Raw genomic sequence first — 16,182 nt, forward strand, 5'->3', positions numbered from 1 at the left:
AAGAAAACATATTATTTTCTAAGATAATAATTTAAAAAAACGCTGGTTGCCTGTCCGACTTCCCCAAGGGTATAAAAACCTTTTGCTTCCCGGTCAAAACAAATCGCCTCTCCCTGCGGCTCAGCGACTATAAACAATTGTTTGGTCGGAGAACGAAGCAGCGTCTGGCCAATCGTCTCCCCTGTTTTTCGCTTCCAGTAAGAAGCTGAAATGTAAGTCCGGATAAGAATTTCCCCTCCATTAACCGACACGCTCCCGCCCGTTGTGAACACGACAGAAGGTATATTACCCACTTTTTCCGCTGTGATAACGGCTGACGTAGATTGTGGATATGGAAGGCGGTACAACCCGGCTTTATCCAGTTCTTTCGAAACAATAAAAATATCTTTGGTCAATGGATCAAGCAAAACCGTTTCCGCATCGCGCGGACCATCCGGATAGCTGTAGGTGATTTTTTCAAGATTATTCTGCTTGAATGCTTCTGCAATATTACCAATTTCGGGTATCCGGTAAATGATATTGGTCGAAGTCATGGGCGGATTATTATTTCCGGTTTCGCCGATATACAAATAATTTACACCTTCCACGGGTCCCGGTCCATTGGCCAGATCTTCCCAATCATGATTGATAGCGCCCGGTACATTGAACTCCTTTATCGTCTTCCCATCTGCACTGACAAGATATAGCGAGTTGGGGCGCCCGGAATCCTGCAAAGTCCACAAGTAACCACTCATCGTTGCACTGCTGGCCAGTCCTGAAGCCTCGTCAATGATCCCCGGCGTTATCGGAAATTTCTGCGGAACTGTTTCAAAATTAATAGGATCACCCGTTTCAGGATCAACGCCCGGATTTCCGCAAGCCCCCCAAACCAGTGATATTACTCCAAATAATAAAAAACTTTTCAGTGTAAATCTTATTTTATATAATTTCATAAAAAACACTTCATGTTAGATTTAGTAAAAATACGTACTTTTGCGGCATTTATTATCAGGCAATTTCTTTATATCAGTATTAAAATAATTATATGTTACGTACACATACCTGTGGTGAGTTAAGCTTAGAGCATGTAAATCAAGATGTTGTGTTGTGTGGTTGGGTTCAGAGAATCCGCGATAAGGGGGGCATGGTATGGCTGGATTTACGTGACCGGTATGGCTTAACACAGCTTCTTTTTGAAGAAGGAAAAACACCACCTGAGGTATTGGAAACGGCTCGTTCATTAGGACGTGAATTCGTAATCTCTACAAAAGGCGAGGTTATTGAGCGTCTTTCCAAAAATGATAAGATCGCAACGGGTTCGATCGAAATCCGGGTATCCGAATTGTCAATCCTGAATCCATCGAGACTTCCTCCTTTTTTGATCGAGGACGAAACCGATGGAGGGGATGATATCCGCATGAAATATCGTTACCTGGATTTGCGTAGAAATGCCGTTCGTAAGAACCTGGAATTACGTCATCAGGTTGCCCGTCATACCCGAGCTTATCTGGATGAGCTTAGCTTCATCGAGGTAGAAACACCGGTTTTGATTAAATCAACGCCTGAGGGTGCACGCGATTTCGTCGTACCAAGCCGCATGAACCCGGGTGAATTTTATGCATTGCCGCAATCACCACAAACATTTAAACAGCTGTTAATGGTTGGCGGATTTGACCGGTACTATCAAATCGTTAAATGTTTCCGTGACGAAGATTTACGTGCGGACCGTCAGCCGGAATTTACCCAGATCGACTGCGAAATGTCGTTTGTGACCCAGGAGGATATTTTGAATACTTTCGAAGGGCTTATCCGTAACCTTTTCAGCAAGGTAAAAGGGATTGAACTTCCTGAGGTTCCCCGCATGACCTATGCAGACGCCATGCGTTTGTACGGATCTGACAAACCGGATATCCGTTTCGGTATGCAGTTTGTGGAACTGAAAGGAAAAGATCAGGATCTTACTTCCGGCAAAGGTTTTGGCGTTTTTGATGACGCAGAACTAGTTGTGGGCGTTTGTGCTCCCGGCTGCGCCGTGTATACACGTAAACAAATGGATGAGCTTACCGACTGGATGAAACGTCCGCAAATCGGCGCGAAAGGGCTTATTTATGTACGATATAACGAAGATGGTACCATCAAATCGTCTGTCGATAAATTCTATTCAGAAGAAGACCTTAAAAAATGGGTGGCAGCATTTGATGCCAAGCCTGGTGATTTAATACTATTGATTTCCGGACAAGCAGATAAGGCACGGAAGCAACTGAACGAACTTCGTTTGGAAATGGGCTCACGCCTTGGTTTGCGTAATCCTGCCGAGTTCCGCGCGTTATGGGTACTTGATTTTCCGCTCCTTGAATATGGCGAAGAAGACAACCGCTGGTTTGCGATGCACCATCCGTTCACGAGTCCAAAGCCGGAAGATATTGCATTGCTTGCAACCGATTTAGGTCAGGTTCGTGCCAATGCCTACGATATGGTTATCAATGGTGTGGAAGTGGGGGGCGGTTCTGTCCGGATTTTCGAAAGAAACCTCCAGCAGCAGATGTTCGAAATTCTTGGATTTAGTCCGGAAGAGGCACAGGAGCAGTTTGGCTTCCTGATGAACGCCTTTGAATTTGGCGCGCCTCCACACGCCGGAATTGCATTCGGATTTGATCGTCTGTGTTCCATTTTTGGCGGTATCGATTCCATCCGTGATTTCATCGCCTTCCCAAAAAATAATTCAGGACGTGACGTAATGATTGATTCGCCGTCTAGTATTTCAGACAAGCAGTTGAAAGAGTTGGCCATTGACGTAGTTGCTCAGAAGGCAAATTAAGAGAAACACCGTAAAATTTTGCCAACAACTTTTAATTAGAATATCTTTATGTACTTTTGAAAACAATCTCTGATTCTATCTAAAGTACATAAAGGTGTTTCTTTGAATTTGAATAACAATTTACGCACATTACATGCATTGCTCATTACTTCGAAAAGTATCCATCCTTGGAATTCTTCTTTTTTCAATAGTTTTGATCCCCTTAAAGATCTTAGCTCAGAACGTCGACCCCAATACAATATCCAGCGAACAAGCTGTTGAGTTTTATAAAAAAGCCAAGGCCAGCGGGCTTTCCGACATGGACATTGAGCAGGCTGCTTTGCAAAAAGGATATACCCTGGATCAGATCAGTGCCATGCGAAATCGTCTGCAACAGGCTCAGACCTCTTCTCCAACACAACCGAACAGAAGCACAACAGACGAAAGCAGACGAAAAATCGCAGACTCTACCTATGTAAAAACCAAACCCGTATCCATACTTCCCAAAGGAGATTCGGTAAAGCAAATTTTCGGTTCTTCGTTTTTTGCCAATGCGGCGATGAGCTTTGAACCTAATCTAAGGATTGCAACCCCTAGAAACTACATACTTGGACCGGATGATGAGCTGGTTGTAGACATTTATGGAAATTCCGTAGACAATTTCAAACTGAAAGTAAGCCCGGAAGGAACCGTAAAAATGCTAAACCTGGCACCCGTTCAGGTAAGTGGTCTGACGATTGAGCAGGCTTCGGAAAGAATTATAAACAGACTGCGCACGGCTTATTCAACATTAAACAGACCAGGAGGCGGCACTTATTCCACAATCACCCTCGGAGATGTAAGAAGTATTCAGGTCATGATAACGGGTGAGGTTACACGTCCCGGTTCCTATACACTCTCTTCACTTGCCACTGCATTTAACGCATTATATCAGTCAGGAGGTCCTAATAGCAACGGTTCTTACCGAAATATTGAGATTATACGAAATGGTAAAATGATACGTACGGTAGATCTTTATGGCTTTCTTGTCGATGCAAACTTGAAAGACAATATCGCTTTGCAGGATCAGGATATCATCCTCATCCGTCCGTACGAAAAACGTATTGAATTATCCGGAGAAATCAAACATCCGGGGCTTTTTGAGATTAAACAAGGCGAGACTTTTAAAGATGCGATCCGGTACGCAGGAGGCTATACGCCAAACGCTTATTCGGCATCCATTCAGTTCAGAAGGAATACCGGAAAAGAGTTGAAAGTAGGTTCCATTCAGGAGTCAGAAATAAGCACGTTGATCCCTGAAAATGGAGACAACTATAAAATTGGAAAAATCCTGGACCGTATTGAAAACCGCGTGGTAATCGATGGCGGTGTGTACCGGGATGGAGAATACCCTATTGATGAACACACCAATACCGTTAAAAAATTAATCAAAAAAGCCGAAGGCCTTCGCGAAGACGCATTTTTGAACCGGGCAGTGATTGAACGTTTAGATGAAACCCTGCGCCCGCAAATTATTGCTTTCGATCTTGGAAAATTAATGCGTGGAGAAATTGATGACATTCCGCTAAAGCGTGAAGATCGCCTGGTCCTTAAAACCATTGATGAGTTAAAAGAAGGTTATCTTATCACTGTCTCCGGATCTGTAATCAATCCAGGAACAATCGACTACCACAACGGACTTACCGTAGCAGACGCTATTTTCAAATCTGGCGGGTATACAGAAGGCGGTATTCCTTACCGTATTGAAATATCTCGGAGAATCAAGAACGATACAACCGGTATACCAAGCTCTCAAAATGTACGTATATTCTCTCTGGATGTTGATGAAAACCTAAAATTGAATGGAGAAGACCAGAAATTTAAACTGGCTCCTTTTGATATCATCTATGTTCGTAAATCGCCGAGGTACGAAGTGCAAAAGGCTGTGACAATACTCGGAGAGGTTATGTATCCCGGCACCTACACAATCCTGACAAATTTCGAAAGGATCACCGATTTAATTCCCAAAGCAGGCGGCATGAAGGCAGAAGCTTACCTGAAAGGTACACGCTTTTATCGCAACAAGGAATTGGTTGCGGTGGACCTTAAAGCCATTCTTGAAAAGCCATCGCTCTCTTCCAATTTGTTACTTCAAAATGGAGATTCCCTGCGTATACCTACCAAATCTGAAACGGTTCGTATTACCGGGGGCGTACAGAATCCATCGACTGTGAATTTTGATCCTAACTTTTCATTTAGAGATTATATTTCGCAGGCTGGAGGATATGGTGAAAATGCCTGGAAAAGTAGGATTTATGTTTCTTACCCGAACGGTAGGACTTTTAGGAGTAAGAAGTTTTTGGTCTTTACGTCGAGGCCCAAAATTGAACCTGGATCGGTAATTACTATTCCGGTGGAAGAAAAGAAGGCAGATAGGCAAACTTCTCCAGGAGAACGTATTGCAATCATTTCATTAATCACGACTGTTACTATTTCGCTTATCAGTATTCTAAACAATAACAAGTAGTTATTCTATCTCAAAACATAATGTTCCAGCCGCCAATTATATCTGATAAAAAAATACCCGAAGTGCATGAAATAAGCTTTTCTGAAATATTTAATTTTATAAAAAGATATAGCGTAAGAAGTTTACTTGTAGGTTTTATTTTTGGCTTGATAGGATATGGGATAAGCTATCTTCTACCAGTATCATTTAAAGCTTCTACTCTATTACTTCCTGAATCCGGGATACCTTCAAATAGCTTAGGATCACTTTCAGGATTGGCTCGTCTAAGCGGTTTAACAAAGAATGAAAGTGGTGGCGCATTACAGCCTGAATTGTACCCCGTGGTTCTACAAACAGTTCCATTCTCTTTATATCTTTTAAAACAATCGGTTACTGACGAAAACAATCGGGTCTACAAATCTTTTGAAGATTTTTTGCACCGTGATGATTCTAAAAATGATACCAAAAAGAAAAACAAAAAAATATTTCCTAAAATAAATAGTCAAATTTTGTCTATTGCAAGAGATAAAGAACTCGATTCCAAACGTGTATTGAGCCTTGTTACGACACTTTATGACATGAAAACGGGAATTATCTCTATAGAGGCTGAGACATCTGATCCCCTAGTTACTGCGCAAGTCGTAGAAGCATCACGTCAGTATCTAATTCAGTATGTTACAAACTACCGTACGGAAAAAACGATTCGAGAAGTTCAGTTCCTAGGACAAAGGGCAATTGAAGCAAAAAAAAGGGAGCAAAATGCTGAATTTGCTCTTCAAAGTTACAGAGATAGAAATAGAAGCTCTTTTCTTAATGTAGCGCGAATAGAAGAGCAGAGATTACAATCAGATTATACCTTAGCACAATCTTTATATTCTGACATCGTCCGCCGTTGGGAAGAAGCAAAAATCAAGGTAAAGGAGCAACAACCAGTAATTAAAGTACTTGAACCATCAAAGGTTCCAACTATTAAAAGTAAACCACGTCGTTTAATAATTGCACTAATCTTTTCAGTTACAGGCGTCCTGTTTTCTCTGACTTACCTTCTCTTTTTTAAGGAAAAGTCCTACCTGCTTTCACCAAGTAAATAACAGTAACCCATGTCCGTCGATTTAATATGTGTAATATTATCATTTTATTAAGTCCCAACTACAAGGGGCAAACTACTTCGAACTCTTACAAGTTATGATCAAAAATGGCATTTTTAATCTAATTGGGCAAAGTCTAAAACTTGGTTCAAACATATTAGTTATGCCCATATTAATACAATACCTCGGAGTTACCTTATTTGGATTTTTAAGTTGGACTACAGCTATTTTGGCATCAGTTCAAATTGCAGAAGGGGGACTAAGTGCAGGCTTGCTTTTTTTCCTATCCGAAGAAGAATCTTCGGAAAAATTGGATCATACAAAAAAAAATGAAGTTCTGAGCTCTGGCATTTTCTTCTTAGTACTTTCTTCCATATTAGTTTTCTTAATTATTTATCTTCTTTCTCCATTTTTCATTAGTACTCTTCACATTGGACCCGAAAGAAGCAATGAGGTAATGAGGGCGCTTTTGATAGGAGCCGGCCTCGTCTCCGTTCGCATTCTACAAAGTTTTTTTTGGGCGGTGCTACAATCCAAGCAGTTGTATAAAACTTACAATACGATAAGTACATTGCAGATAATTGCTACGAACATTTCCTGGGCACTTCTAGCCTACCTGGGAGAAAAATCTTTACCTACTTATATAACCTGGGGATTTATTATATCTGTTGTATTTACAATAGTACTTATCCCTTTCGCTATAAAGGTAATACCTCTATTTAATTGGAGATTTAGTAAGAAAACCACTTCCAAAATGTTAAATTATAACTTAGGCGTATGGGGCAGCAATGTTGGTTCAATATTATTCTCCCAAGGAGATAAAATTATTGTTGGCCACACACTAGGAATAACCGCATTAACAACATATACAATTTTCACCAATGTCGTCAGCCAATTAAATCAATTTACAGCGCAGGCTGTAAATCCAATCATACCGTTAGTAAGATCTGGTCTGTCATCCAGTAATAATAAGGCAAACAATTTATCCATTTCAGTAAAAAACTTCTTTTTACTGAATATATATTTATCACTTGGAGGTGCCGGTTTGTTTATTGTTATGGCAGAGCCAATATTACAATTTTTCCTTAAGTCCAATTTTGAAAAGTCCTCCGCTTTTCAATTCCAAATACTTTCATTGATTTATGGGATTTATACTTTATCAGTAACGGGATATTATATTTCACTAAGCCTTGGGTATAGTCGAAGGGTAATGATCATATCAATTCTTAGTAGCTTTACTACATTAGTAAGCATGTATTTTTCATCTATTGCGTTTGGCATAATAGGAATCGTTTTAAGCAACGCATTCTTTTTTTCTATTTTGATTTTACTGGTTCAGGGCATGAAAAGAATTGGTTTACCACTTTGGAGTTGGGTAAGTATGATTGTGGTTCCTCTTTCAGTAGTCATATTCTTATCATTATTCGTTTCCTTGGTTGATCTAAATGTTTTCAATCAAATAGCCTTAAGCATCGTATTTACAATATTTATGACTATCTCCTTTTTTAATAAATATCAAGGCACATTCGATGTAAAATCAAAATTATTAAGCAAACTATTTAATATGAAGAATCGATATGAATAATTTTCTAAATAGGTTTCAAAGGATCATCAATAAGAATTTAGGTTTAGAGATTAAAAAATTTCCAAATAAGTTTCAACGTTCACAAAAAGCTTTTTTGATGGACAACAGTATCAATGTTATACTTGATGTCGGAGCTAACGTTGGGCAGTTTGCCCAAAGTATGTTCGATATTGGTTATAACGGCAAGATGATTTCCTTTGAACCTATTCAAGCAATTTTTGATAAATTAGAAAAAAAAGCAAAAGGAAATACAAAATGGCAGACATGCCATTTTGCGCTCGGAGATTTTGACGGAACAGCCAATATTAATATTTCAGCACTAGATGCAAGTAGCTCGCTACTTCCTTTTGTAGAGGATATGACTGAAGTACTTACAGACTTATACTATACGAAACAGGAATGCATAGAAGTGAAACAACTAGATTCCATATTCGAAGCTATTATACCGGATATGGATACCAAAATATTTTTAAAAATTGACACACAAGGTTTCGAAAAGGCTGTCTTGGATGGAGCAAAAGATCATTTGGAACGAATAAAAATGGTTCAAATCGAATTGTCACTACAGGAAATATATAAAGGAGAGCTTACGATGAATCAAATGATTACCTATTTAGAATCAAAGGGCTTTAAATTGTGGTCGGTCGAACCCGGATTTTATAATCCCAAAACTTATCAGCTATTGCAGTTCGATGGAATTTTCATTCGTTAAACCGCAATAATTATACTTCTTATATTCAATAGTATTTCTCTGGGCTTCCTGGCATAATACGAGTCAAATTTAAAAGTTAAGGAATGCTCCTAGTCACACAAATTTGTTAATAAATTATACCAGCCAATGTCAAAGACAGCTCCGTTAATTTCTATTATTACTGCAACTTACAATGCAGGAGAAACACTATCGGTAACAATTGAAAGCTTAAAAAAGCAAAGCTTTAAGGACTTTGAATATATAATCATTGATGGTGGATCTACGGATAATACTTCCGATATAATATTTAACAACTATCCAGGACTAATTGATATCTATTTATCTGAACCTGATAACGGTATTTATGACGCCTGGAACAAAGGGCTAAAACTTGCAAATGGTGAATGGATCAGCTTCATTGGAGCAGGTGATTCCTACCTACCCGATGCTCTTGAAAATTATGCAGCTAATATTAAAAATCAACTCCCACATATTGAATTTCTATCTTCAAGGGTTAACGTGATTTCTTCTCAAGGTGAAAATCTTTTCGTTATTGGTAAATCCTGGGAATGGCCTGAATTCTTAAATAGAATGACGACTGCCCATGTCGGGGCATTACACTCAAAAAGATTCTTTGAGAAATATGGCATATTCGATATTTCTTATAAAATCGCAGGCGACTATGAATTATTGATGCGTCCGAAGGAAAATTTAAAGGCAGCATTTATTCCCTTAAAAACAGCGAACATGTTGTACGGAGGCGTTAGCCAGTCATTTTCCATTTTAAAAGAGGATATGAGATTAAAAATAAACACAGCTGAGGTTCCAATAGCAATAGCAATACTGGAGTTCTTTGTTAGTTTTTTAAAAATGATCATTCGGAAAATATCTAACAGCTTACATATTTACCGCTCAGTTAAAAGCTAACTAATACAGAAACAATACATTATGAGTAAATTCATAAACTTCTCTTTTATAGTAAGTATTTTTTTGCCCCTAAGTCAGATTAGTCTGGGATTTGTTGACTTATATTATTATTACGTTTTAGTTATTGTATTGTTCCCAATTCTGCTTTTTAAATATAGAACTATTGATTTTGGATTATTCGCTGTCCTGCTATTTCTTTTTGTAACCGGTCTTATAAATGTGTCTCTTGGAAATAATGAGCTTTTTTCATTTTCTAAGATCTACCTTAGTATTACAATATTCTATTGCTTTTATTTCTACATTATTAAAAGTAAAGATTTCGATTTGGCTTACCTCTTCAGATTATATTTTAAAGCTTCCTTGGTAACAGCTTTCATAGGATTTGTACAATTTTTCTCCTATTTGGTCCGATTTAAACCAGGATATAATTTGTCATGGCTTGGGCTTAGAGTAATTGCCCCCGGTGAACTGGGTGGCAATCTACTGTATCCAATTCACTCGATTACTTCCGAGCCAGCAGCTTTTTCATTACTTTTAGCGCCGGCAGTTTATATGTCTTTATTTAGCTTTACGAAGAAGGAATTGCCATTCCCGATCAGTAAGTCCCAGGCAATATTAATTATTTCTTCTTTTATACTTACACAGTCTTCGACAGGTTTTTTTGCACTATTTATAGCACTCATCCTAATTAACTTTCATCGGATAAATTTTTCCAGGGTCCTTATCGCCTCGGTTACATTATCCGCTGTTTTTATCACTTTGTATTCTGTTTCAATAAAATTCAAAGATCGCTTAGACTCATCCATTGGTTTGCTCACAGGCGAGATTATTGCAGATGCTATTGAGGGTGGAGACACCAATGGTTCATCGCTGATTTTATTTAATCATTTCATTATCGCTAAAAAGAATGCCTCAGACCACCCATTTGGTACGGGGCTAGGTTCTCATCATGTTGCATTTTACAAATATAATACATTGAAGGCATGGTTTACTGGTTTTGGGCCGGACGCAACAGTCTTGAATATCAACGACGCCAACTCTTTGTTTAGTAGAATTCTATCTGAGACTGGTTATGTAGGTATTTTCCTGACTATACTGTTTATTATGAAATATTTTATTCGTTCCGGTCCTCCCTATTTGGTAATGATAAATCACTCCTGTTTAGTGGCCATATTTACCGCCTTACTCCGTCAAGGACATTATTTTATATTAGGCCTGCCTTTTTTTATATTATGTTATTATTACTCGGCAGAATTTGTGAAACAAAATGGGAATGAAAAATATATAGATCAATAATGAAAACCAATTTAAAAAATATACTGTCGGAAAATACATTTTTCGGAATTTTACGATTAGTTAGCAATGTATTATTGACAAAGATTTATTTTTCTAATGCACGATTAATTCGCTTTCCAATATACATTAAAGGAAAAAAAAGAGTAAAAATCGGTGAAAATTTCACCTGCGGAATAGGCTTGAGACTGGATTGTCTCAAAACTGATACCAATATTGAACCTCAACTAATAATTGGTAGCGGCGTAGAAATTAATGACTACGTTCACATTGGATGCACAAATCATGTTTTAATCGGAAACAATGTACTAATTGCCAGCAAAGTTTTTATAACAGATCATAATCATGGCATATACTCGGGTGAGTCTATTCAGGATTCACCTCTCTCTTTGCCTAAATCAAGAATAATCGCAGGAAGTCCTGTCCATATTGAAGAAAATGTATGGATAGGTGAAATGGTGACTATTTTACCGGGAGTTCGTATTGGAAAGGGAAGTATTATCGGAGCTAACTCAGTTGTAAGTAAAAATATCCCTCCATATTCCATTGCGGTGGGAATTCCTGCCAAAGTAATAAAATATTTTAATTTTGAATCTGAGAAATGGATAAGCCTGTAATAATAGTCTCAGCAATAAATATATTTGAAGGGGGAGCACTTACCGTTCTTAAAGAGTGTTTAAATGCTTTAAATAATAATTTCTCCAACGAATACCACATAGAAGTCTTTGTTTATCAAAAGAGTCTCTTTAATAATGATCATTTTAACAATATTAAATTTAATGAACTCCCCAAATCCAGAAAAAGTTGGTTTTATAGATTGTTTTACGAATACTTTTTTTTCAATCGGGTTTCGAAAGAAATAAAACCGATTCTATGGTTATCGCTACATGATACAACACCCATTCTTCAGACAGGGATAAAGCAATGTGTTTATTGTCACAATCCATCTATATTTTACAATTCAAGTTTGTCTGATTTCTTTTACGATAAAACTCACGTTTTATTTTCCTTGTTCTATAAATTCCTATATCAGATCAACATATCTAAGAATGATTTCGTGATTGTGCAACAGGATTGGATTAGGACAAAGTTTAGTAACTTATTCAAAATTCCGTTATCTAAGATCTTAGTTGCTTATCCCGATAGTGGAGAAGTTAGTCCAGCTAACTGTGAAGTTTTTTGTCCAGTCAAGGCAACTTTCATTTATCCAGCATTTCCGAGGATTTTTAAGAATTATGAAATTATCATTAATGCTGCCCAAATTTTAATAGATCAGGGAATTACCGATTTTGAAATTAAATTCACGCTATCTGGAGTTGAAAACAGTTACGCAAAAAAAATCGCTAAACTCTCCAAATCAATTCCCCAAATAATTTTCGTGGGCCTAATGCAAAGAACAATGTTACTTAGAGAGTATACAAATACAACTGCTTTGATCTTCCCATCAAAACTTGAAACATGGGGACTCCCTATTTCTGAATTTAAAACTTTAAATAAAACGATTTTATTAGCTGATCTGGAATATGCACATGAAACACTCGGTACTTATGATAAAGCATGTTTTTTTAATTCTGAAGATGCCAAAGACCTTGCCACAAAAATGGCATCCCTAATCTTAAATGGACCTCATACGGTTTGGCAAAATACAACGCAACAGGCCCCTGAATATCCGTTTACGACTTCTTGGAAAGAAATGTTACATCTAGTTCTATCACATTAATTAAAATGGAGATTACCGCAGCAATAGTTACATTCAAAAATGACCCTACCGTACTCAGGGCTGCAATAGATAGCTTCCTGAGTTGCGGATTAAAAATATGTCTATATTTAATAGATAATTCTCCAACAGACACACTAAGACATTTGATATCAGATTCACGTGTTGAATATATTTTCAATAATAATAACCTAGGTTTTGGTAAAGCACACAATATTGGCATAGCAAAATCTCAATCTTTAAACGCGAAATACCATTTAGTATTAAATCCTGATATATCCTTTAAACCACATACTCTCGAAAAAATATTTGAGTATATGGAGGCACAGCAAAATTTGGGCCTTCTCATGCCAAAGGTTACATATCCTGATGGGAGCCTTCAATATTTATGCAAACATCCTCCATCAATAAGCATCCTTTTGCTTAGACGATTTATGCCCAGAGCTGTTCAGATTTTTTTTCAGGGAAAACTTAATTTATATGAATATAGAGACAGAGATTATAATAAAATAATTCTTGACGTCCCGTATTTGTCTGGGTGCTTCATGTTCTTCCGGAATACGGTATTAGAAAAAACTGGGGGATTTGACGAAAAAATATTCATGTATATGGAAGATGCAGATATAACGTATCGAGTATTAAAATACAGTCATACAATATATTACCCTGAGGCTTCAATAGAGCATCATTTTGCAAAAGGGTCTTATAAAAGCCTCAGACTAATGTATTACAATATTCAGGGAGCATTCATTTATTTTCAAAAATGGGGATGGCGCTTTTAGAAAAAAGAGAGCCCCAGGATTATATCCATGTTGACTCCCTTTTAACCAATATTCACAATCCCTTAAGGGATTAATCTTTCAAAAATCCCCGGGCTTGATCATTAAATTTTATAGTATAAATTCCCTCGCTCAGGTCTGATACAAGTATCCCTTTTGAAGATGAAGCCTTACCAGATTGCATTAAGACACCTGATGAATTGATTATGATATAATCAAAGTTTCCGGTTACACCGTCAATATTCAATAAATCGGAAACCGGATTCGGATATAATTTCAGCTCTGAACTATTATTAATTTGAATTTTTCTTGAATATGAAAAGGTTCCATCTTTATCCACTTGTTTTAGTTGGTAATAATTGACACCATGTTCAAAATTATCATCCCTATAAACATAACTCTGTGGACCAGATGCATTGTTCCCAGATGCAGCCAGTTGTTCACCTATTTTTTTAAAATTAATACCATCCGAACTTCGTTTGATTTCAAAGTGGTCATTGTTCACCTCAGCAGCTGTTTTCCATTGAATTAAATTGTAGTTCCCTTGATTCTTCCCCGTGAAAGAAGTTAAGACAACAGGTAGAGGGTCTATTGTGGCTGCACTTGCTAAAAAAAACGTGAAGTGATTAAGGTTAAATTGCAAGTAAAAAGCATTATCGCCATAAAGATTTGATCCAACATCTGTTACCAATCCATTACTGCCAGTGTAACTTGCTAAACTACAACCTACTCCCCCTTCTTTCCATGAAACATTAATACTTTCCATATTGGAACTTGGAGAAGCAGTATTTTTATACTCTTCAAATTCACTGTTGCTATAGTACAACCGGAGGCTGTATTCACCAGTTAACGCATCATGAGCTCCAGTTTGATTTCTGGTAATACTAATTGCCCTTCCCAAAAAATAATGACCATCATAACTCAGCAGGCTGGTTGGATCACTAATTTTTAGAACTATGTCTCCCAAATCCAATCCGTTGGGGTTTATCTCAGCAACCAATTTATTATCCTTGATAAACCTAAACCATCGATTTCCTTTTACGTTATTTAATACGATAGATTCACAAATATTTGATCCTGTATATAATGGGCAAGCGATACTTTGCCGTTCATATGATCCCATATCCCTAATGCCATTAAAAATAGGATTACCCAAAATATCATCATTAGATATACTGATATTTTGCCCGGCATCAACAGCAGGAGAACAAGTACCCAAATTAAGGTTATCATCGACAGTTCCCATGATATTGTCGGCTCCGTCTTTGTCTATAAAAAGTGGATCTAACTGGCTATTTCCTTCGCCGGCATAGCCCTGCTCCACAATTGAATGAGTAACCTCAACCGCGTCTCCCGATAGATCTCCCCCATTCGCCCAAAATATACTATTTTTAATGATTGCCCCTCCTGCTCCAGCACTGATGGTTCCTGTACTCTCAAACAAAGCACTATTACCAATAAACGTACAATTAATGACATTAATTTGTGACTGTAAATTATACATTGAACTACCATAGTAAGAACTGTTCCCGCTAAAAACACTATTAATGACTGTTGGGGAAGAAGAATAATTACTCATAGCTCCACCAGCCTTAGCGCCATTTTTTAGAAACTTACAGTTTCTTATAATTGGTGAAGATGAACGAGAATTATCAATAGCACCTCCACCGGTTCCGTCAACGTGCGCATAATACGACGTATTCTCACTAAAAACACAATTAACAATTTCAGGAGAAGAATGATCATTCTCTATGCCCCCTCCAAGAGCCTGAACGCTGTTCTTCATAAAGATACAATTCCTTATGACGGGCGAGGAGTTATAATTTATCATGCCTCCACCTGACTGGTTTACTATGTCGGCATTCTCAATGGTAATGTAAATATCACTTTGTGATGAACTGGCTCCCGTTACAGTAAAACCATCCAACAAAGTTTGATTATCATCATTGACCGAAATTACAACATGGTAAGTTCTGAGGCCTCCGTCTAGAATTCCACTTAAAATAGTAGGATTTGTGACCCAGTTACGTTCTTCCAGGCCAGCCTCAGCTCCACTAAATCCCCCATAAAGTTTAACCCCGTTTTTCAAAAGAAACGAATTATTTCGATCATTTAGTGTGATTGTACTCGTCTGGTCGGCTCTTCGGTTAGGTTTATACGTACCAATTGCTACCCAAATCTGATCATTTTGCGAAGAGGCATTAATCATAGCTTGAAGATCGTCAGAAGCATTGGCCCAAGACAGTCCGTCCTTAGTTTGTCTACCGCCCTGGACCACATATCTTATTATTTGGGCATGGGTTACTGGAATAGCAAATAAAAAAATAAAGAAAGGTAGTTGAATCCTGAATAATTTGAATAACATAAGTGTGATGTTTAAAGTTAAAAGGAAGGCAATAACCAACTATAATCATTGATTTTGTTATAAATATGAAAAAAATCAATGATTTCTTATAATTTTTTAACTTTATTTTATTACTAATATTAATTGGTACCCCATACACTGTTCCTAACCGCTTGAATCATTGGACCAGTTTGTAGCCTCAAAACGAGAAACAGATATGGTATTAGAAATGATTAAAAATGCACGCCTGAGTTCATCGGGAAGAAAGTTGCTTACCTCGCAACAAAAAGCTTACTTAGTAGAAGAATGGGAATCGTCTGGCTTGTCTTGTCCCGAGTTTTGTCGTCAGCACGGTCTGATATCAAGCCAGTTATATAAATGGCGTAAGGATGCAAAATCAGGAGCAGTTATGAGTATAAAAAATGATGGTCAGCTGCACTCTAAAACGGAATTAGAAGTGCTACGGAGAGAAAACGACGAGCTAAAGAAGGCTTTGG

General features: G+C 37.6%; 13 protein-coding genes. 11 read left to right on the forward strand and 2 right to left on the reverse strand.

Annotation, left to right across the window (positions count from 1 at the left end; translation table 11 throughout):
* Positions 1-11: 11 nt before the first annotated feature.
* The gene (locus RB622_RS26005; protein WP_308049700.1) at positions 12-932 is read right to left on the reverse strand and encodes a PE-PGRS family protein; all 921 of its coding nucleotides are present in this window, start codon (positions 930-932) and stop codon (positions 12-14) included.
* Positions 933-1,024: 92 nt separating this feature from the next.
* Between RB622_RS26005 and aspS the strand changes: the two genes are divergently transcribed.
* The 10 genes from aspS (at position 1,025) to RB622_RS26055 (ending at position 13,344) form a co-directional block, all read left to right on the forward strand.
* Complete coding sequence (gene aspS / locus RB622_RS26010; protein WP_308049701.1) at positions 1,025-2,797, forward strand: aspartate--tRNA ligase; 1,773 nt, start codon at positions 1,025-1,027, stop codon at positions 2,795-2,797.
* Between the two features lie 133 nt (positions 2,798-2,930).
* On the forward strand, positions 2,931-5,282 hold the full coding sequence (locus RB622_RS26015; protein WP_308049702.1) for an SLBB domain-containing protein: 2,352 nt from the start codon (positions 2,931-2,933) through the stop codon (positions 5,280-5,282).
* Between the two features lie 20 nt (positions 5,283-5,302).
* Positions 5,303-6,352, forward strand: coding sequence for a lipopolysaccharide biosynthesis protein (locus RB622_RS26020; RefSeq protein ID WP_308049704.1), 1,050 nt, complete (start codon positions 5,303-5,305; stop codon positions 6,350-6,352).
* 94 nt (positions 6,353-6,446) lie between these two features.
* The gene (locus RB622_RS26025) at positions 6,447-7,934 is read left to right on the forward strand and encodes an oligosaccharide flippase family protein (RefSeq protein ID WP_308049705.1); all 1,488 of its coding nucleotides are present in this window, start codon (positions 6,447-6,449) and stop codon (positions 7,932-7,934) included.
* Positions 7,927-8,646 carry an FkbM family methyltransferase gene (locus RB622_RS26030; protein WP_308049706.1) on the forward strand — a complete coding sequence of 240 codons (720 nt, stop codon included), beginning with the start codon at positions 7,927-7,929 and terminating at the stop codon, positions 8,644-8,646. Before RB622_RS26025 ends, RB622_RS26030 begins: the two co-directional genes overlap by 8 nt.
* Before the next feature lie 126 nt (positions 8,647-8,772).
* On the forward strand, positions 8,773-9,552 hold the full coding sequence (locus RB622_RS26035) for a glycosyltransferase family 2 protein (protein WP_308049707.1): 780 nt from the start codon (positions 8,773-8,775) through the stop codon (positions 9,550-9,552).
* 21 nt (positions 9,553-9,573) lie between these two features.
* Entirely contained in the window at positions 9,574-10,848 is a 1,275-nt protein-coding gene (locus RB622_RS26040; RefSeq protein ID WP_308049708.1) for a hypothetical protein, read from the forward strand.
* Positions 10,848-11,462, forward strand: coding sequence for a DapH/DapD/GlmU-related protein (locus RB622_RS26045; RefSeq protein ID WP_308049709.1), 615 nt, complete (start codon positions 10,848-10,850; stop codon positions 11,460-11,462). The genes RB622_RS26040 and RB622_RS26045 overlap by 1 nt, the downstream gene beginning before the upstream one ends.
* Complete coding sequence (locus RB622_RS26050; RefSeq protein ID WP_308049711.1) at positions 11,447-12,565, forward strand: glycosyltransferase; 1,119 nt, start codon at positions 11,447-11,449, stop codon at positions 12,563-12,565. Before RB622_RS26045 ends, RB622_RS26050 begins: the two co-directional genes overlap by 16 nt.
* A 5-nt stretch (positions 12,566-12,570) precedes the next feature.
* Positions 12,571-13,344 carry a glycosyltransferase gene (locus RB622_RS26055; protein WP_308049712.1) on the forward strand — a complete coding sequence of 258 codons (774 nt, stop codon included), beginning with the start codon at positions 12,571-12,573 and terminating at the stop codon, positions 13,342-13,344.
* A gap of 70 nt (positions 13,345-13,414) precedes the next feature.
* Here RB622_RS26055 and RB622_RS26060 read toward each other — a convergent pair whose 3' ends face one another.
* On the reverse strand, positions 13,415-15,706 hold the full coding sequence (locus tag RB622_RS26060) for a T9SS type A sorting domain-containing protein (RefSeq protein ID WP_308049713.1): 2,292 nt from the start codon (positions 15,704-15,706) through the stop codon (positions 13,415-13,417).
* A 160-nt stretch (positions 15,707-15,866) separates the two neighbouring features.
* Here RB622_RS26060 and tnpA point away from each other — a divergent pair.
* A partial coding sequence (gene tnpA / locus RB622_RS26065) for an IS66 family insertion sequence element accessory protein TnpA (RefSeq protein ID WP_308049714.1) occupies positions 15,867-16,182 on the forward strand: 316 nt, incomplete at its 3' end.

The organism is Dyadobacter sp. LHD-138, from assembly GCF_030929615.1.
GTDB lineage: Bacteria > Bacteroidota > Bacteroidia > Cytophagales > Spirosomataceae > Dyadobacter.

Excerpts from the sequence above, each read along its gene's own strand:
- RB622_RS26005 (WP_308049700.1), bottom strand. The coding sequence starts at position 932 with ATGAAATTATATAAAATAAGATTTACACTGAAAAGTTTTTTATTATTT.
- aspS (WP_308049701.1), top strand. The coding sequence starts at position 1,025 with ATGTTACGTACACATACCTGTGGTGAGTTAAGCTTAGAGCATGTAAAT.
- RB622_RS26015 (WP_308049702.1), top strand. The coding sequence starts at position 2,931 with ATGCATTGCTCATTACTTCGAAAAGTATCCATCCTTGGAATTCTTCTT.
- RB622_RS26020 (WP_308049704.1), top strand. The coding sequence starts at position 5,303 with ATGTTCCAGCCGCCAATTATATCTGATAAAAAAATACCCGAAGTGCAT.
- RB622_RS26025 (WP_308049705.1), top strand. The coding sequence starts at position 6,447 with ATGATCAAAAATGGCATTTTTAATCTAATTGGGCAAAGTCTAAAACTT.
- RB622_RS26030 (WP_308049706.1), top strand. The coding sequence starts at position 7,927 with ATGAATAATTTTCTAAATAGGTTTCAAAGGATCATCAATAAGAATTTA.
- RB622_RS26035 (WP_308049707.1), top strand. The coding sequence starts at position 8,773 with ATGTCAAAGACAGCTCCGTTAATTTCTATTATTACTGCAACTTACAAT.
- RB622_RS26040 (WP_308049708.1), top strand. The coding sequence starts at position 9,574 with ATGAGTAAATTCATAAACTTCTCTTTTATAGTAAGTATTTTTTTGCCC.
- RB622_RS26045 (WP_308049709.1), top strand. The coding sequence starts at position 10,848 with ATGAAAACCAATTTAAAAAATATACTGTCGGAAAATACATTTTTCGGA.
- RB622_RS26050 (WP_308049711.1), top strand. The coding sequence starts at position 11,447 with ATGGATAAGCCTGTAATAATAGTCTCAGCAATAAATATATTTGAAGGG.
- RB622_RS26055 (WP_308049712.1), top strand. The coding sequence starts at position 12,571 with ATGGAGATTACCGCAGCAATAGTTACATTCAAAAATGACCCTACCGTA.
- RB622_RS26060 (WP_308049713.1), bottom strand. The coding sequence starts at position 15,706 with ATGTTATTCAAATTATTCAGGATTCAACTACCTTTCTTTATTTTTTTA.